We start from the raw sequence: 17,164 nt of genomic DNA, 5'->3' as shown, positions 1-17,164 counted from the left end.
ATGAAAAAAAGCAGATATGGTGCTGCATTTATCATTCTTGCAGCTTTGTTATTTTTATTTTTGGTTTTGAATATATGCATCGGAAGTGTAAATATACCGGTTTCGGAGATACCGAAAATGCTGTGGGGAAATGGAGCGGATGAAACCTTTACGGATATTGTGATGGGAATCCGTTTTCCGAGAGCAATGGCAGCGGCAATCCTGGGCGGCGGGCTGGCATTGTCCGGATATCTTTTGCAGACTTTTTTTCATAATCCGATCGCCGGACCGTTTACACTGGGGATTTCCTCCGGAGCAAAACTGGTCGTGGCACTTGTCATGGTAGCTTCCCTTGGAAATGCCCTGCATTTAAGTTCCTGGGTGATGATCATGGCAGCTTTTGTTGGTTCCATGATCTGTATGGGATTTGTGATCCTGATGTCGAAAGTGACCGATCAGATGTCGATGCTGATCGTTAGCGGCGTTATGATCGGATATATCTGTTCTGCGATTACCGATTTTGTGGTAACATTTGCGGACGATGCCGATATTGTCAATCTGCATAACTGGTCAAAAGGAAGTTTTTCCGGGATTACCTGGGATAATGTAGTGATCATGGCGATCGTTGTCGGGATCACTTCGATCTGCGTTTTTCTGATGTCAAAACCGATCAGTGCCTATCAGATGGGAGAATCTTATGCCCAGAATATGGGACTGAATGTACAGCTGTTTCGCATACTGCTCGTGCTGTTATCCAGTATTCTGTCAGCCTGTGTGACAGCCTTTGCAGGACCGGTATCCTTTGTCGGAATTGCTGTTCCGCATCTGGTTAAAAATTTATTCGGAACCGCAAAACCGATCATCATGATACCCGCGTGTTTCCTTGGCGGATCTGTGTTCTGCCTGCTCTGTGACCTCTTGGCAAGAATCATGTTTGCTCCGACAGAACTTTCCATCAGTACGATCACAGCGGTATTTGGGGCACCGGTGGTAATCTATATTATGATTCACAGAAAAAAAGAAAAAGTGTGAAATCAGGAATCATGGAACAGTTCATGCAATGCATAAGGTATATCTTGCAGCAAGAATGTCAGAAATATTTTTGAATTTTTGATTTAGAAAAGGCGGAATAGCATATGGAAGAATATTATTTTTATACGGAAGGTCTGACCGTCGGCTATCACGGCGTTCCGCTCATAAAAAATATCAAGATCAGTCTGAAAAAGGGAGAAATCCTGACGTTGATCGGACCGAACGGAGCGGGAAAAACGACGATCCTGAGAAGCATCATAAAACAGCTGAAACCGCTTGGCGGAGTCGTTGTGCTGGATGGAAAAGAGACGGAACAAATCAGCGGAAAAGAGCTTTCCAGAAAACTTTCGGTTGTGCTGACAGAACGGGTAAGACCGGAAATGATGACCTGCAAAGAAGTGGTTGCGACCGGACGTTATCCATATACCGGGAAGTTCGGCGTACTCTCAAAAGAAGACTGGAAACTGGTAGATGAGGCAATGGAACTGGTGCACATCCACGAGCTTGCTGACCGTGATTTTTCAAAAACGAGTGACGGCCAGAAACAGCGGGTAATGCTGGCGAGAGCAATCTGCCAGCAGCCGGATATCATCATTCTGGATGAGCCGACCTCTTTTCTGGATATCCGCTATAAGCTGGAATTTTTATCCATCATCCAGAATATGTCCAGGGAACGAAATCTTTCCGTAATCATGTCCTTGCATGAACTGGACCTGGCAGGACGTATTTCCGATAAAATAGCCTGCGTCAGAGGAGACAAAGTAGATCGATTTGGAACACCGGAAGAAATTTTTACGCAGGGCTACATCCCACAGCTTTATCAGATGACAACAGGTTCTTATGATGAACGTACCGGAGATCTCGAACTTCCGAAAACAGAAGGAGAGCCGAAAGTCTTTGTGATCGCAGGAAACGGAACCGGTACAGCAGTCTTTCGAAAATTACAGAGAGAGCGAGTGCCGTTTGTGACGGGGATTCTGTGGGAAAACGATCTAGATTATCCCGCGGCAAAAGCACTGGCGACAGAAGTGATCTCCGTGAAACCATTTGGCAGGATTGAAGAAAAAGAAATACAGAAAGCAAAAGAATGGATCAAGAAGTGCGACAAAGTGATCTGTACGCTGGATGTCGAAAAAAGCGGGGAGTTTGCAAAGCCGTTGAGCGGGCTTTTTGAGATGTGCAAATGAACAATTCCCAAGAAGGCACTTTTACGTGTCCTTCGGGGAATTCGTTCATTTGCACATTCAAATCTCCACTGCCGCTTTCATCTCTTTCACATATTTTTCGACTTCCGGAATACATTCTTTTCCGTACTTTGCCACAATTTTTACAATCGCAGATCCTACGATGGCTCCGTCTGATACGGATGCCATTTTTTTTGCCTGTTCCGGGGTGGAGATACCGAATCCGATGGCAGCCGGGATATCATTTACTTCTTTCACCATTTCTACCATTTTTGCAACATCCGTTTTAATCTCACTTCGAACGCCGGTTACACCAAGTGAAGATACACAGTAGACAAATCCTTTCGCTTCTTTTGCAATCATATGGATGCGTTCGTGGGAGGTCGGTGCGATCAGGGAGATCAGGTCGATGCCGTATGATTCGCAGACACCGGAAAGCTCCTCTTTTTCTTCATAAGGAAGATCCGGAACGATGATTCCATCAATGCCGCATTCTACGCAGCGTTTCATGAAGCGTTCTTTTCCGTAGGTATAGACTGGGTTGATATAGGTCATAAACACCATCGGAATTTTTACTCTCTGGCGGGCTTCTTTTACCATATCAAACAATTTATCGGTGGTGCATCCTGCAGCGAGTGCTCTCTGGCTTGCTTCCTGGATGACCGGGCCTTCGGCGATCGGATCGGAAAACGGGATACCGATCTCGATCAGGTCGGCACCGGCTTTTTCCATGGCGATCAGCAGATTTTTTGTGGTTTCAAGGTCTGGATCCCCACCTGTTACAAAAGGGATAAATGCTTTTTTATTTTCGAATGCCTTATATATATTACTCATAGATATCCACTCCTCTGTATCGTGCAATGGCAGCCACGTCTTTGTCGCCGCGTCCTGAAATAGTAATTACGATGATCTTATCTTTATCCATAGTCGGTGCCAGTTTCATTGCGTAGGCAACGGCGTGAGAACTCTCGATCGCCGGAATGATTCCCTCGGTGCGGGAAAGATATTCAAATGCATTAACGGCTTCTTCATCGGTGATGGAAACGTACTGTGCACGGCCTTCTTTTGCAAGCATCGCATGTTCCGGGCCGATTCCAGGGTAGTCAAGTCCGGCAGAAATAGAATAAACCGGTGCGATCTGACCGTATTCGTCTTGGCAGAACAAAGATTTCATGCCATGGAAAATACCGGTGCTTCCTTTGGCAATCGTAGCGGCATGTTTCGGGGTATCAATGCCAAGTCCGGCTGCTTCGCAGCCGATCAGGGCGACTTCTTTATCAGGGATGAATTCATAAAAAGTACCGATGGCATTGCTTCCGCCTCCGACGCAGGCAATCACGGCATCCGGCAGACGGCCTTCTTTTTCTATCAGCTGTTCTTTGATTTCTTCTCCGATAATTTTCTGGAAATCACGGACAATTGTCGGGAATGGATGAGGTCCCATGACAGAACCAAGTACATAAAGCGTGTCATCCATACGTTTGCTCCATTCACGCATTGTTTCATTTACGGCATCTTTTAAAGTCATTGTGCCGCTTGTGACAGCGTGCACTTTTGCACCGAGCAGTTCCATACGAAATACATTCAGTGCCTGACGGTCGGTATCTTCTTTGCCCATGAAGATCTCACATTCCAGTCCCATCAGAGCAGCAGCGGTAGCAGTTGCAACACCGTGCTGTCCGGCACCGGTTTCTGCGATGACACGGGTTTTGCCCATTTTTTTTGCCAGAAGAACCTGACCGAGTACGTTGTTGATCTTGTGTGCTCCTGTGTGGTTTAAGTCTTCACGTTTCAGATAAATTTTTGCACCGCCGAGATCCTCGGTCATTTTTTTTGCTTCATAGAGCAGAGAAGGTCTTCCCGCATAATTTTTCAGCAGGTCATCCAGCTCTGCGATAAATTCCGGATCTTTGCTGTATTTGTTGTAAGCTTCTTCTACTTCCTGAACAGCGGGCATCAGTGTTTCTGGGATGTACTGTCCGCCGTATTCTCCAAATCTTCCTTTGCTCATAAGTGAATCCTTTCTATATATAATACAATGTTTTATCTTCGTACATGATCAATGAATGTTTTGATTTTTTCTTTGTCTTTTACACTGTTTGTCTCAACGGCACTGCTCACATCGACCGCCCACGGATGACACTGAGCAATACTTTCTGCAATGTTTTCTGTATTCAGTCCGCCGGCTAAAAACCATGGTTTCGCAAGCGGTGGAATTAGGGAACGGTCAAATGTTTTGCCGCTTCCGCCGTAAGAATCCTTCTGCCAGGTATCGAGCAGCAGATAATCGCATGGAAGCTTTTCTGCCTCCAGGATCTGCTTCGTGCTTTGTACGCGAACGGCTTTGATCAGCGGGAGGGAAGGGCATAAATTTTTTAATCTATGAATGTAATCTGCGGTTTCATCGCCGTGCAGCTGTGCAAGATCAATAATTTGTTTTTGATATAATTTGGCGATAAATTCCGGTTCGGCATTGACGAAAACACCGACTGCTTTGATCTTTGGCGAAAGCTGTTTTTTTAATTCTGCTGCTTTTTTTGCATCGACCTGTCGGCTGCTTTTTGCGAAAACAAATCCGGCAAAATCGGGAAGCAGTTCATTGACATAAGAAATATCTTCTGTGTGTTTCAGACCGCAGATTTTGATCTTTGTCATAAGGCTCCTCCATTGAGGGCTGCAAGCATGGCAGCTTTGTCGGGACTTCGCATCAGTGTTTCACCGATCAGCACACCATTTACACCGGCATCTTTTAATACCTGAATATCTTTCGCTGTTTTGATCCCGCTTTCTGCCACGAAAAGTGCATTTTCCGGAGCAAGACTTCTCAGGCGGGTGCTGTTGGAGATATCTACCGTGAAATCTTTTAAGTTTCGGTTGTTTACACCGATCACTCTGGCACCGGCCTTGATCGCAGAATCCATTTCGTTTTCATCGTGAACTTCGACCAGTGCGGACAAACCGAGTCGGTCGCAGATTTCAATATAAGAGCGGATCGTTTTGGTATCAAGCAGTGCACAGATCAGAAGAACAACGCCTGCACCGAGTGTTTTCGCTTCGTAAATCTGATATTCGTCTACGGTAAAATCTTTTCGCAGAACCGGGATGGAAACTTCATCTGTGATCGCTTTTAAATATTCTTTCTTTCCGAGAAAATATTTCGGCTCTGTCAGGCAGGAGATGGCATCTGCACCGGCTGCTTCGTATTCTTTTGCAATCTGCAGATATGGAAAATCTTCTGCAATCAGACCTTTGGATGGAGAAGCTTTTTTGACTTCACAAATATAATGAATACCAGGTTCTTTCAACATTTTTTCAAATGGAAAAGTCTCATCTGCTGCAAGGGCGAGAGCTTTTTCTTTCATTTCTTCCGGGGAAACCAGCTTCTTTTCCTCGATCAGGCGAAGTCTGGTATCTGCCGCAATCTGTTCCAAAATCATAAATTAAGCCTCCTGTGTAGCTTTGACAAATTCCTGAAGTTTTGCGTAAGCTTTTCCGCTGTCGATCATTTCTTTTGCTTTTTCAATACCTTCTGCAAGGGTGATGCCGTCGATGCCAAGATAGAGGCTCATGCCGGCATTCATCAGGATGACGTCACGCTTTGGTCCAGTTTCCTCACCGGTCAGAATACGGCGGGTAATTTCAGCGTTTTCTTTTGGTGTGCCACCGATCAGTTCGGAAAGCTCGCAGCTCTTTAAACAGAACTGTTCCGGGGTAATCGTATAAGAAATGATTTCACCATTTCGGATTTCATTGACGTAAGTTTTACCGGTCAGGGTAATCTCATCCAGTCCGTCATCGCCGCAGACAGCCACGCCGCGGGTAACACCAAGATTGGAAAGAACCTGAGCCAGAGCCGGTGCAAGATCTTTGTCGTAAACACCGAGAAGCTGCATTTTGGCGGCCGCCGGATTGGACAGAGGACCTAAGATATTAAATACGGTACGAACGCCAAGTTCTTTGCGGACAGGAGCAGCGTAACGCATGGAAGAATGATAAACCGGAGCGAACATAAAGCACATATCGGTTTTCTTTAAAACGGTTTCGTTCTGCTCGGCTGTCAGATCCATTTTTGCACCAAGGTTTTCAAGTACATCGGCAGCTCCGCTTCGGCTGGAAATACTGCGGTTTCCGTGCTTTGCAACCGGAATTCCGGCAGCGGCAACAACGAAAGCAGAAGTTGTGGAAATGTTGAAAGTTCCGACTTCATCTCCGCCGGTTCCGACAATTTCCATGACATCACGTTCCGGGTGAAGTTTGACACCTTTTTCACGCATAACCGTGGCAAAAGCAGTGATCTCGTCAATGGTTTCCCCCTGCATACGCAGTGCAGTCAGAAATCCACCCATCTGAGCCTGAGTTGCGGTGCCGTCCATCATTTCGCCCATAACAGCGAGTGATTCTTCATATGTAAGATCTTTGTGGTTGATCAGTTTGTAAATAGCTTCTTTTATCATGGTAAATTTCCTCCTGTATATTGTGGGAGTGCGACGCACGGAACAATCCGTAGGCATCATAAATCTAAAAAGTTTTCAAGAATGATGCGTCCCTGCGGTGTGAGAATGGATTCCGGATGGAACTGCAGTCCATATACCGGGTACGTTTTATGCTGTACTGCCATCACTTCTCCGTTTTTATCTTCCCCGATCACCTGAAGAACATTCGGAACGGTTTCACGGACAGCAACCAGTGAATGATATCTGGCGGCATCCATTTCTTCGTCCAGTCCTTTGAAGATCGGACTGTTGTTATCGATGTGGATGCGGCTCTTTTTTCCGTGCATCAGCTGTTTTGCATGAGAAATGGTGCAGCCGTATACTTCGCAGATGCCCTGATGTCCGAGACACACGCCGAGGATCGGGATTTTTCCCTGAAGATGCCGCACAACCTCTTCGCAGACACCGGCATCTTTCGGATAACCAGGTCCCGGGGACAGAATGATGTGAGAAGGTGCGAGGGCACGGATTTCTTCTACGGTCATGGCATCATTTCGGATGACTTTGATATCCGGGTTGATACTTCCTGCCATTTGAACAAGATTATAAGAAAAACTATCATAATTATCAATTAAGAGAATCATTATTCCAGCACCTCCTTTGCATTTTTCACGGCATTCATAACAGCGAGTGCTTTGTTGTAGGATTCCATATATTCATTTTCCGGAATACTGTCAGCGACAATACCGCCGCCCGCCTGAACATACACATGACCATCTTTTTTGACTGCCATGCGGATCGCGATACAAGTATCCAGGTTTCCGGTAAAATCAAGATAACCGAGTGCACCGCCGTAAATCCCACGCTGTTCACTTTCCAGTTCTTCGATGATCTCACATGCACGGATCTTTGGTGCACCGGAAAGCGTTCCGGCCGGCAGGACACTTTCAATCGCACTTAAGCCGTCGCAGTCGCTGCGGATATTGCTCTCAACCTGTGAGCAGATGTGCATGATCTTGGAATAGCGGTGGATCATCATGTATTTTGTAACCTCAACCGAATCAAAATTCGAAATTTTACCGAGGTCATTTCTGCCGAGATCGACGAGCATATTGTGTTCGGAAAGTTCTTTTTCGTCGAAAAGCAGATCCTTTTCCAGAACCTTGTCCTCCTCCGGTGTTGTGCCTCTCGGTCTGGAACCGGCTACCGGGAATGTAGTCAGGCGGCCATTTTCCAGACGGACCAGCGTTTCCGGGGAAGTACTCATGATCTCTTCACCGTCAATGCTCAGGTACACCATGTACGGAGAAGGATTTGTGGTACGCAGTACACGGTACGGGTTGATCAGGCTGCCCTCGTAAGGAGTGGAGAACTGTCTTGAAATAACTGCCTGGAAAATATCACCATCGATGATGTATTCTTTTGTTTTTTCAACCAGCTTACAGTATTCTTCCTGAGTGACATTGCAGGTAAAATTCACTTTTGAAGAAGAAACCGGGATTTCCGGAGCCGGGGCAGTGCGGATAATATTGATGATATTTTGGATATCGGCAGCAGCTTTTCCGTAATTCTCCATCACACGGTCGGTCTTCATATTTACAATGACGCTGATCTTCTGAGTCAGATGATCGTAGGCAATGACCTTATCAAACAGCATCATATCATAATCATTGAACATGCCCTTTTTGATGTTCAGTGTCGGTTCCGCATATCCGATCATGGCATATGCGAAATATCCGACAAATCCTCCGGCAAAAGGAGGGAGTCCTGCAAGACGTGGAGCTTTGTAATCCTTCATGATTTCACGCAGAACATCGAGCGGTTTGTCTGTCTGCTTTGTTGCAACCTCATCGCCCTTTTCGATGGTTACCACGCCCTCCTTGCAGGAAACACGCATCACCGGATCGTATCCGAGAAAAGAATAGCGTCCCCATTTTTCGCCGCCCTCAATACTTTCCAGCAGGTAATATCTGCTGCTGATGCCGGACAGCTTTCTAAGAAGCGTGATCGGTGTGATAACATCTGCATAAATTTCACGGCAGACCGGAATAATATCGTAATCATTTGCAAGTTTTAAAATCTCATCACAATCTGGATACATGCGATACTCCTTTCCTTTTATAAATATATAAAAATGCCATACGAATTGCTTCGTATTTCGTACTCTCACAATTTGCTCCAATATTTGCATATCGTGGTTTCAGACCTATGACCCTGACATAATAAAAAAAGCTTCTGTCCCCTCTAAAGGGACAAAAGCTATAAATTACTTCTGCGGTACCACCCAAATTGCTGCATTGCAGCCACTCTGTTATGTACATTCATACATACTCTGCTGATAACGGATCGAGCCACCGTCAGTTCCTACTCCTTATATCTTGATAAAGAAAATATACAGTTTCAGACTGCCCTCACAAGTCCATTCGGCAAAATCTTTATTACTGCAATCACACCGCCTGCAGCTCTCTGGGAATAAAACTTCCTGCTTACTTCTCTTGTTCATCGGTTTAAAGTGATAAATATTTTGTTGTTTCTGAGTATAAAACCGGGGTGGGGATTTGTCAATAGGGAAATTATATTTGTTGTTTTTTTATTTGCTCAATCTCCTCTACCGGAACCTGAAAAACTTCAGAAATCTCTTCCAGGGAATACTTTTTTGCTTTCAGCATATTTAAAATGCCGGTTCGTATGCCAGCTTTAAGTCCATCTTCATAGTATACTTGTCGAACTGCTTTTTCGTCATATTCAAAAATACTCATAGCAATTACCTCCGATTTGTTTTGGGCGAGAAAATCTGCGAGAATTCCATCACGGATACATTCATTTACGGCACGTTCCACAGCGTTATCTAAGTTGTCTTCTTTTGTATAAGTACGGACTTTCTCTACATATTGAGCATATTCGTTTAAGGTCTGACACTGTTCCATCAATTCTTTATTATGTCCTTTATTAATATTTAAGGTCACTACTTTCAGTTCCAGATCGGGAATACCGGAAAAATTATGATAGGAGTCTGACAGGTAGTTGTACCAGCTGTCTTCCTGCTTTGTGGTTCCATTATAGAAAACAACAAAATGCGGTGCAGGAATCTCTAACAGTGTCGAAGAATAGAGTTTGTTTGAATCCACCATTTTCTGGTATTCACTGGAAATATAGAACAAGTTGCGAAGCGGCATATTTGGATTATAGGTTGACTGATGTTCGTATAAAAACAGATTTGTGTCGATAACAAATGCCAGATCGTTTTTCATACCTATATAAATCGCATTTTCCAGTGTAATAATCTGCAGTTTGGAAGGATCGTGATAATCGCTTCCGCTCATTGCATTATAGAGTGACAAAAGATTGGATTTATCTGCAAATAGCATACGAAATACCGTGTCTTTATATTTGCGGTTTGCAGATGTGTGCAATTTTCCAGCCTGCTTTTTCTTCGTAGCAGCTGTCTTTTTTCTTGCCATAGGCATTACCTCCTGTATTGCAGGAGATAAAAGACAGATAAAAAGTCTGTTTCTGTTTTTTATTCAGAACTCCTGCTTTTTATTTTTTTGATGGGATAAAAGCATGGATTTCTGAAATGAGATTAGAAAAAACAGATGGTAGAAATACCGTAAAGAGAAATATGCTTTGAAGATATAGTAACATTGATTGAAATATTTGACAAGAGATTTTGAAAAGTTTATAGAAAATTTAAAAATAAAATAGAGAGTTACATATTGTATAAAATATATTACTGATATAGATATAAATTTATTTGCAATATTTATGAAGCGAAGGGGCATCTCATCTTCGCGGCAGCGCTTGTATTATTTAAGAGAAAAATCATAGCACAGGAGGATGAAGATGGAACAATATGCATATATCAGAGTTTCTACAAAAGAGCAGCACATAGACAGGCAGATCATGGCATTAAAACCATATAGTATTTCACCAAAAAATATTTACTGCGATTATCAGTCCGGAAAAGACTTTGAACGTCCGGAATATCGTAAGCTGATCAGAAAATTAAAAGAAGGATAAAAGATGAAATTTTTTGATGGGGAGGGTTGCCTCCCTATTGTTATAAAGTTTACTTTTGATGTTGATTTTATAAAGTGTATGTAAAAATACCATGCAAAGCACATAACAAAATAGTTGACAAACATCACATAGATAATTATAATAAACACAAAACAGAAGTAAAATATATTATATATCTATCAAACAGAAAGCAAAAATCGTATTGCTTTTCAAAACTCAATGAAAATTCAATGCCGTTCGGCAGGAAAATCCAATTTAAAAAAGACCTGCGTGAAGCGGCTTGAAGAAATAAAAATTTTTCGTATACTTAAAAGTAAGCAGTATTACCTGAAATGTTATTTGAGGGAAAAACTTACATCCTGTGGCTTCTTCACGTAAAAAGAACAAAAGAAAAGGAGAAGCTATGGGAGAAAAGGATATTACAGAAAAGATTCTGGCAGATTATAATGATGTATTTGCGGATATTATGAATGGACTGCTTTTTGCAGGAGAACAAAGAATCCTGCCGGAGGCACTGGAAAATACGTCCATTCATTCACAGTACAAGGCGGAAGATGAAAAGGTACATGAGCTGGAGCGAGACGTAGCCAAGTACTGGAAAGAAAAGGAAGTAGAGCTTGCGATTTGCGGGATTGAGAACCAGAGTGTTGTGGAAAAAAATATGCCGTTCCGCGTGATAGGATATGACGGGACAGCGTACCGCAGTCAGTTATTGGAAGAGAGAAAAAAGATTCTTCCGGTGGTAACAATCGTATTATACTTTGGAACGGACAGACACTGGAACAGCAAGAAAAATATTAAATCTTTGATGGAAATACCGGAAGGGCTGGATAAGTTTGTAAATGACTACAGTATGCAGGTCTTTGAGATCGCATGGCTTACAGAGGAAGAAATAGAAAGATTCCAAAGTGATTTTCGAATCGTAGCAAATTTCTTTGTGAAAAAAAGAAAGAACAAAGATTATATCCCGGATGATCCGACAGAAATAAAGCATGTAGATGAAGTGTTAAAACTGTTGCAGGTAATGACAGGTGACGACCGTTATAAAGAAATGTTCAAGAAAAAGAAGGAGGTGCATAGTATGTGTGATGTGGCAGAGAGGCTGGAAAAGATGGGCATTGCGAAAGGAATTGAGCTTGGAAGGGAAGAGGAAAAGAAAGCCAGCAGAGTGGAATTTATTTTACGTGTGCTGGAAATGAAAGGAGGCGTGGATGAAAAGACGAGGAAAAGAATCGAAGAAGAACCGGATGTAGATCTTTTGGACATTTGGTTTACAAAAGCATTAAAGGCAAATACCGTTCAGGAGTTTGAACAGGCACTGGATTAAATGAACATTTCCCCTCTGCAGGAGCGACTTACGGCAGGAACTCTTGCAGAGATTTTTTATCTTAGTCGGAGAAGACTCCCACTTCTAACAGGACGCCACTGAAAAAGTGGCGTCCTAACAGTGCCAGGTAATTATGATTTGCATTTAACCTGTTCTTAAATGGGTTTCTTTCTGAATAAACTGTCACAAGAGTCCAAAAATGGGTGACGGTTTTGATGTATGATCTGCGGCTGAAAAATATCCCTGCGGAAGTATGGATGGGAATTCTGGTGCTGGCGTGTACAATTCTGCTTTTTACGGGCGGAGTAAAAAATGTACTTCCGGCTTCCGGCAGTGTGGAGAAGAAGGTTATTTTGATTGATGCGGGGCATGGTGGTGATGATCCGGGGAAGATTGGAATCAATCAGGCGAAGGAAAAGGATATCAATCTGGCGATTGCAAAGAAGCTAAAAGTTTGTCTGGAGAAGGCGGGATTTGAGGTTGTGATGACGCGGGAGGCGGACGAAAGTGTAAAGGGACCGGAGCAGGGAAATAAAAAGAGCACGGATATGAGGAACCGGTGTGCAAAGATCAGGGAGACAAAACCGGCGATGGCGGTCAGTATTCATCAGAACAGTTACACGGAGGAGTATGTATCGGGACCTCAGGTTTTTTATTATACGACTTCGGCAGAGGGCAAGGAGATCGCCGGATGTATTCAGAATGTTATGAATAAAGAGCTGCAGATCGAAAGACCGCGGGAAATCAAGGCGAATGACACGTACTACATATTGAAACGGAGTGAAGCTCCGGCGGTGATCGTGGAATGCGGTTTTCTGTCGAATGAGAGGGAGGCAGCACTTTTAATTACAGATACCTATCAGCAGAAGGCAGCAGAATCGATTTGTGACGGTATCCAAAAATATTTTGCGGCAAAGATGTAAAGTATGCTTCCAAAAATATTTGATTTCAGATGAAAAAATTGGTGCGATATAACGATTGACAAAAAATTTTATTCGCCTTATAATTGTTCGACAACGAACAATCAGACAGGAGGTGAAGCGAAGATGGATTTTGGAGAAAAACGTGAAGTGGGCAGAGAGATCTTGTCATTATCCAATCTTTTATATCGAAAAATTGAGTACGATAAGAAAAAAAGTGGAATTTATGATCTCCAGTATGTCCAGGGCGGGATTATAAAGTATATTAAAGAAAATCCTCAAAAGGACATTTTTCCGCGGGATATTGTGAAGCGTTTCTGCCTTACACGCTCTACTGTTGCCGGTATTTTGCAGAAAATGGAGCAGAATGGATATATTGAAATGCAGTCTTATCCCGGGGATGCGAGACTGAAGAAAATTGTTCTGACGGAAAAGGGCGATGAAGCCAGTGATCTTGTGAAAGAGCAAATCCGTAGAATGGAACGGCTGTTGGTAAAGGATATGACAGCGGACGATATTGACTGTCTGTTTCAGCTGACACAGAAGATTCGCGAGAACCTCATAGAAGATCTGGAATGTTCGATAAAAAACAAATGTTACGAAAAAAAAGATAATAAGGAGGCCAATCATGATTAAGAAACTGATGAAGAGCATCCGTGAGTACAAGAAGGATTCCCTTTTATCTCCGGCGATGGTCACGCTTGAAGTAATCATGGAAGTGATCATTCCGATGTTGATGGCAAGACTGATCGACTACGGTATTCAGGCACAGAACCTGGGATATATCTGGAAGATGGGTATTCTGCTTGCTGTCACAGCGATGATCTCACTGATGTTCGGTGTGCTTTCCGGTAAATTTGCCGCACGGGCATCTGCCGGATTTGCAAAGAACCTGAGAAAGGATATGTATTACAATGTACAGAATTTTTCTTTCTCCAATATTGATAAATTTTCAACGGCAAGTATCGTAACGCGTCTGACAACGGACGTTACCAACGTGCAGAATGCATATCAGATGATCATCCGTATGGCAGTCCGTGCACCGATCATGCTTGTTTTTTCTATGTTTATGGCATTTCAGGTAAATTCTGAGATGGCAGTGATTTTCCTGGCGGCGGCACCGATTCTTGGCATCGGACTGTATTTTATTATGACACATGCACATCCAGTATTTGAAAAAGTTTTCAAAACTTACGATAAACTGAACAATGTTGTGCAGGAAAATCTTCACGGAATCCGTGTTGTGAAATCTTATGTCCGTGAGGATCATGAGATTGAGAAATTTGAAAAAATTTCCACATCGATTTATAACGATTTTACATTTGCAGAAAAACTGATCGCATTCAATATGCCGCTGATGCAGTTCTGCATGTATGCATGTATGATTCTGATTTCCTGGTTTGGTGCAAAACTGATCGTTACAACCGGAAATGATCCGGTAAATGGTATGTCTACCGGTCAGCTGATGAGCCTTGTTTCTTATGCGATGCAGATTCTGATGAGTCTTATGATGCTGTCGATGGTATTTGTTATGATCATTATTTCCAGAGCATCTGCAGAGCGTATTGTAGAGATTCTTAATGAGAAAAGCGACCTTACAAATGGAGAATCTCCGGTAACAGAAGTAAAAGACGGTTCCGTTGTATTTGATCATGTAAGCTTCAGCTACACAGGGAAAAAGGATAAGATCTGTCTTTCTGATATTAATTTAAATATCAGATCCGGTGAGACGGTTGGTATCATCGGAGGAACCGGTTCGGCAAAGACAACGCTGGTTCAGCTGATCCCGAGACTTTATGATGTCACAGAAGGAAGCCTGAAAGTAGGCGGTCTGGACACAAGAAAATATGATCTGGAAGCTCTGCGTGATCAGGTAGCGATGGTTCTTCAGAAAAATGTGCTGTTCTCCGGAACGATCAAAGAAAACTTACGCTGGGGAAATGAAAATGCGACAGATGAACAGTTGATTCATGTCTGTCAGCTCGCCCAGGCTGACGATTTTATCCAGACATTCCCGGATAAATACGATACTTACATTGAGCAGGGCGGAAGCAATGTATCCGGCGGTCAGAAACAGAGAATCTGTATTGCAAGAGCACTTCTGAAAAAACCGAAAATCCTGATTCTGGATGACTCTACCAGTGCGGTAGATACGAAAACAGATGCGTTGATCCGAAAGGCATTCCGTGAGGAAATCCCGGATACAACGAAATTTATCATCGCACAGCGTATTTCATCGGTACAGGATGCGGACAAGATTATTGTTATGGATAAAGGCCATATTTCTGCGGTTGGCACGCATGAAGAGCTGCTTGCATCCAATGAGATCTATCAGGAGGTTTACTATTCTCAGGTGAAAGGAGGAAGCGAAGATGAGACAGCCGAATAACAAAAAAGGACCGGAAGGAATGGCAAAAGTAAATAAAGATGTTGTAAAAAGACTGATGTCTTATATCGGACATTATAAACTGCGTTTTGCTGCTGTCCTGATCTGTATCGTGGTCAATGCACTTGCCATGGTGTCCTGCTCACTGTATCTGCAGACACTGATCGACAGTTATATCACACCGCTGCTTCAGGCAGCCACACCGGACTTTGCACCGCTGTTCCGTTCCATTTTGATCATGGGATGTATTTACGCAGTGGGAATCCTTGCCTGCCTGTTTTACAACAGAACGATGGTAAGTATCGCACAGGGAACGTTAAAACGTATTCGAGACGAGATGTTCGAACATATGCAGACACTGCCGATCCGTTATTTTGATACGCATACACATGGCGATATTATGAGCCATTATACGAACGATACGGACACGCTGCGTCAGATGCTTGCACAGAGTATCCCGCAGATGTTCTCCTCTCTGATCACAATTATTTCTGTGTTTTTTGCCATGCTTTTCACAAGCTGGCAGCTTACCATTTTTGTACTCTGCTTTGTATTTATCATGCTTCAAGTGACAGGCCGTGTTGCCGGAAAGAGTGGTTATTATTTTATACGTCAGCAGAAAGCTCTTGGTGATGTAAATGGTTATATCGAAGAGATGATCAACGGACAGAAAGTTATCAAAGTATTCTGTCACGAAGAGAAAGCAAAAGAGATTTTCGACCAGAAAAACGAAGAATTATGCAAGGATGCATCCGCAGCAAACAGTTTCGCAAATATCCTGATGCCGATCATGGGTAATCTCGGAAACCTGCAGTATGTGCTGCTGGCAACAATCGGAGGCACAATGGCTCTTGGCGGTGCAGGCGGTATGACGGTTGGTACGATTGCATCTTTCCTGCAGCTGAGCAGAAGCTTTATGAATCCGATCAGTCAGATTTCAAATCAGCTGAATATGGTTGTCATGGCACTTGCCGGAGCAGAACGTATTTTTAAACTGATGGATGAAGAGCCGGAAGTTGACGAAGGATACGTTACACTGGTCAATGCAAAATATGACGAGAACGGTGAGCTGACGGAATCAAAAGAAAGAACCGGACTGTGGGCATGGAAACATCCGCATGGCGATGGAACGCTGACTTACACAAAAATGCGTGGCGAAGTGCGGTTCTATGATGTAGATTTTGGTTATAATGAAGAAAAGATCGTGCTCCACAATATCAGTCTGTATGCAGAACCGGGACAAAAAGTGGCGTTTGTAGGTTCTACCGGAGCCGGAAAAACAACGATCACAAACCTGATCAATCGTTTCTATGATCTGGCTGACGGAAAAATCCGTTACGATGACATCAATATCAACAAGATCAAAAAGGCAGACCTGAGACGTTCTCTTGGTGTGGTTCTGCAGGAAACAAACTTGTTTACCGGAACGATCATGGAAAACATCCGTTACGGAAAACTGGATGCAACGGATGAGGAAGTCTATGCAGCAGCAAAACTTGCAAATGCGGATGACTTTATCCGATTGCTTCCGAATGGTTACGATACGGTGATCACAGGAAATGGCGGAAGCCTTTCACAGGGACAGCGTCAGCTGATCGCAATCGCAAGAGCAGCGGTAGCTGATCCGCCTGTTATGATCCTGGATGAGGCTACGTCTTCGATTGATACCAGAACAGAGGCAATCGTACAGAGAGGTATGGATGCTCTGATGAAAGGACGTACCGTATTTGTTATTGCACACAGACTGTCGACAGTACGAAATTCTGATGTTATAATGGTGCTGGAGCAGGGACGTATTATTGAGAGAGGATCTCACGATAAGCTGATCGCCGAAAAAGGCAAATATTATCAGCTTTATACAGGAGCATTTGAACTGGAATGAT

Annotated in this window: 16 protein-coding genes and 1 other annotated feature; of the genes, 8 read left to right on the top strand and 8 right to left on the bottom strand. The window is 43.4% G+C overall.

Going from position 1 to position 17,164, the window contains the following annotated elements; all coding sequences use genetic code 11:
* Both ACLTL4_RS00485 and ACLTL4_RS00480 read left to right on the top strand, forming a co-directional pair.
* Positions 1-1,011, top strand: a complete 1,011-nt coding sequence (locus ACLTL4_RS00485; protein WP_022118117.1) for a FecCD family ABC transporter permease — start codon at positions 1-3, stop codon at positions 1,009-1,011.
* A 104-nt stretch (positions 1,012-1,115) separates the two neighbouring features.
* Entirely contained in the window at positions 1,116-2,198 is a 1,083-nt protein-coding gene (locus ACLTL4_RS00480) for an ATP-binding cassette domain-containing protein (protein WP_022118118.1), read from the top strand.
* A gap of 57 nt (positions 2,199-2,255) precedes the next feature.
* Here the strand turns inward: ACLTL4_RS00480 and trpA are convergent, their stop codons facing one another.
* The 8 genes from trpA to ACLTL4_RS00440 form a co-directional block, all read right to left on the bottom strand.
* Complete coding sequence (gene trpA / locus ACLTL4_RS00475) at positions 2,256-3,029, bottom strand: tryptophan synthase subunit alpha (protein ID WP_412320139.1); 774 nt, start codon at positions 3,027-3,029, stop codon at positions 2,256-2,258.
* Complete coding sequence (gene trpB, locus ACLTL4_RS00470; protein ID WP_147632682.1) at positions 3,022-4,206, bottom strand: tryptophan synthase subunit beta; 1,185 nt, start codon at positions 4,204-4,206, stop codon at positions 3,022-3,024. The genes trpA and trpB overlap by 8 nt, the downstream gene beginning before the upstream one ends.
* 32 nt (positions 4,207-4,238) lie before the next feature.
* Positions 4,239-4,850 carry a phosphoribosylanthranilate isomerase gene (locus ACLTL4_RS00465; RefSeq protein WP_412290960.1) on the bottom strand — a complete coding sequence of 204 codons (612 nt, stop codon included), beginning with the start codon at positions 4,848-4,850 and terminating at the stop codon, positions 4,239-4,241.
* Complete coding sequence (gene trpC / locus ACLTL4_RS00460; RefSeq protein ID WP_215659074.1) at positions 4,847-5,632, bottom strand: indole-3-glycerol phosphate synthase TrpC; 786 nt, start codon at positions 5,630-5,632, stop codon at positions 4,847-4,849. The genes ACLTL4_RS00465 and trpC overlap by 4 nt, the downstream gene beginning before the upstream one ends.
* Positions 5,633-5,635: 3 nt before the next feature.
* The gene (trpD, locus tag ACLTL4_RS00455) at positions 5,636-6,649 is read right to left on the bottom strand and encodes an anthranilate phosphoribosyltransferase (protein WP_412290958.1); all 1,014 of its coding nucleotides are present in this window, start codon (positions 6,647-6,649) and stop codon (positions 5,636-5,638) included.
* Between the two features lie 56 nt (positions 6,650-6,705).
* On the bottom strand, positions 6,706-7,272 hold the full coding sequence (locus tag ACLTL4_RS00450) for an anthranilate synthase component II (RefSeq protein ID WP_412290956.1): 567 nt from the start codon (positions 7,270-7,272) through the stop codon (positions 6,706-6,708).
* A complete protein-coding gene (locus ACLTL4_RS00445) occupies positions 7,272-8,729 on the bottom strand; it encodes an anthranilate synthase component I family protein (protein ID WP_412290955.1) in 1,458 nt (485 codons plus the stop codon). The genes ACLTL4_RS00450 and ACLTL4_RS00445 overlap by 1 nt, the downstream gene beginning before the upstream one ends.
* Positions 8,730-8,873: 144 nt before the next feature.
* Positions 8,874-9,140 (bottom strand) — a binding site (T-box leader).
* A 61-nt stretch (positions 9,141-9,201) separates the two neighbouring features.
* Positions 9,202-10,089, bottom strand: coding sequence for a hypothetical protein (locus tag ACLTL4_RS00440; protein WP_173865990.1), 888 nt, complete (start codon positions 10,087-10,089; stop codon positions 9,202-9,204).
* A gap of 382 nt (positions 10,090-10,471) precedes the next feature.
* Between ACLTL4_RS00440 and ACLTL4_RS00435 the strand changes: the two genes are divergently transcribed.
* From ACLTL4_RS00435 to ACLTL4_RS00410, 6 genes are all read left to right on the top strand, one after another.
* Entirely contained in the window at positions 10,472-10,648 is a 177-nt protein-coding gene (locus tag ACLTL4_RS00435) for a recombinase family protein (protein ID WP_022117962.1), read from the top strand.
* Between the two features lie 403 nt (positions 10,649-11,051).
* Entirely contained in the window at positions 11,052-11,975 is a 924-nt protein-coding gene (locus ACLTL4_RS00430) for an Rpn family recombination-promoting nuclease/putative transposase (protein WP_173865992.1), read from the top strand.
* A 203-nt stretch (positions 11,976-12,178) separates the two neighbouring features.
* The gene (locus ACLTL4_RS00425) at positions 12,179-12,898 is read left to right on the top strand and encodes an N-acetylmuramoyl-L-alanine amidase family protein (RefSeq protein ID WP_226911760.1); all 720 of its coding nucleotides are present in this window, start codon (positions 12,179-12,181) and stop codon (positions 12,896-12,898) included.
* A gap of 123 nt (positions 12,899-13,021) precedes the next feature.
* Positions 13,022-13,531: a MarR family winged helix-turn-helix transcriptional regulator gene (locus ACLTL4_RS00420; RefSeq protein ID WP_022118143.1), complete on the top strand. Its 510-nt coding sequence runs from the start codon at positions 13,022-13,024 to the stop codon at positions 13,529-13,531.
* Positions 13,524-15,284, top strand: a complete 1,761-nt coding sequence (locus tag ACLTL4_RS00415) for an ABC transporter ATP-binding protein (RefSeq protein ID WP_022118144.1) — start codon at positions 13,524-13,526, stop codon at positions 15,282-15,284. The genes ACLTL4_RS00420 and ACLTL4_RS00415 overlap by 8 nt, the downstream gene beginning before the upstream one ends.
* Positions 15,268-17,163, top strand: coding sequence for an ABC transporter ATP-binding protein (locus ACLTL4_RS00410; protein ID WP_022118145.1), 1,896 nt, complete (start codon positions 15,268-15,270; stop codon positions 17,161-17,163). The genes ACLTL4_RS00415 and ACLTL4_RS00410 overlap by 17 nt, the downstream gene beginning before the upstream one ends.
* The last annotated feature ends 1 nt before the right edge of the window (position 17,164 follow it).

The organism is Hominisplanchenecus sp., assembly GCF_046967715.1.
GTDB lineage: Bacteria > Bacillota > Clostridia > Lachnospirales > Lachnospiraceae > Hominisplanchenecus > Hominisplanchenecus faecis.
The sequence above is the reverse complement of the archived record's forward strand: the minus strand, read 5'-3'. Positions and strand labels throughout refer to the sequence as shown.

What these genes read in the sequence shown, in the direction of transcription:
- ACLTL4_RS00485 (WP_022118117.1), top strand. Translation starts at nt 1, where the DNA reads ATGAAAAAAAGCAGATATGGTGCTGCATTTATCATTCTTGCAGCTTTG.
- ACLTL4_RS00480 (WP_022118118.1), top strand. Translation starts at nt 1,116, where the DNA reads ATGGAAGAATATTATTTTTATACGGAAGGTCTGACCGTCGGCTATCAC.
- trpA (WP_412320139.1), bottom strand. Translation starts at nt 3,029, where the DNA reads ATGAGTAATATATATAAGGCATTCGAAAATAAAAAAGCATTTATCCCT.
- trpB (WP_147632682.1), bottom strand. Translation starts at nt 4,206, where the DNA reads ATGAGCAAAGGAAGATTTGGAGAATACGGCGGACAGTACATCCCAGAA.
- ACLTL4_RS00465 (WP_412290960.1), bottom strand. Translation starts at nt 4,850, where the DNA reads ATGACAAAGATCAAAATCTGCGGTCTGAAACACACAGAAGATATTTCT.
- trpC (WP_215659074.1), bottom strand. Translation starts at nt 5,632, where the DNA reads ATGATTTTGGAACAGATTGCGGCAGATACCAGACTTCGCCTGATCGAG.
- trpD (WP_412290958.1), bottom strand. Translation starts at nt 6,649, where the DNA reads ATGATAAAAGAAGCTATTTACAAACTGATCAACCACAAAGATCTTACA.
- ACLTL4_RS00450 (WP_412290956.1), bottom strand. Translation starts at nt 7,272, where the DNA reads ATGATTCTCTTAATTGATAATTATGATAGTTTTTCTTATAATCTTGTT.
- ACLTL4_RS00445 (WP_412290955.1), bottom strand. Translation starts at nt 8,729, where the DNA reads ATGTATCCAGATTGTGATGAGATTTTAAAACTTGCAAATGATTACGAT.
- ACLTL4_RS00440 (WP_173865990.1), bottom strand. Translation starts at nt 10,089, where the DNA reads ATGGCAAGAAAAAAGACAGCTGCTACGAAGAAAAAGCAGGCTGGAAAA.
- ACLTL4_RS00435 (WP_022117962.1), top strand. Translation starts at nt 10,472, where the DNA reads ATGGAACAATATGCATATATCAGAGTTTCTACAAAAGAGCAGCACATA.
- ACLTL4_RS00430 (WP_173865992.1), top strand. Translation starts at nt 11,052, where the DNA reads ATGGGAGAAAAGGATATTACAGAAAAGATTCTGGCAGATTATAATGAT.
- ACLTL4_RS00420 (WP_022118143.1), top strand. Translation starts at nt 13,022, where the DNA reads ATGGATTTTGGAGAAAAACGTGAAGTGGGCAGAGAGATCTTGTCATTA.
- ACLTL4_RS00415 (WP_022118144.1), top strand. Translation starts at nt 13,524, where the DNA reads ATGATTAAGAAACTGATGAAGAGCATCCGTGAGTACAAGAAGGATTCC.
- ACLTL4_RS00410 (WP_022118145.1), top strand. Translation starts at nt 15,268, where the DNA reads ATGAGACAGCCGAATAACAAAAAAGGACCGGAAGGAATGGCAAAAGTA.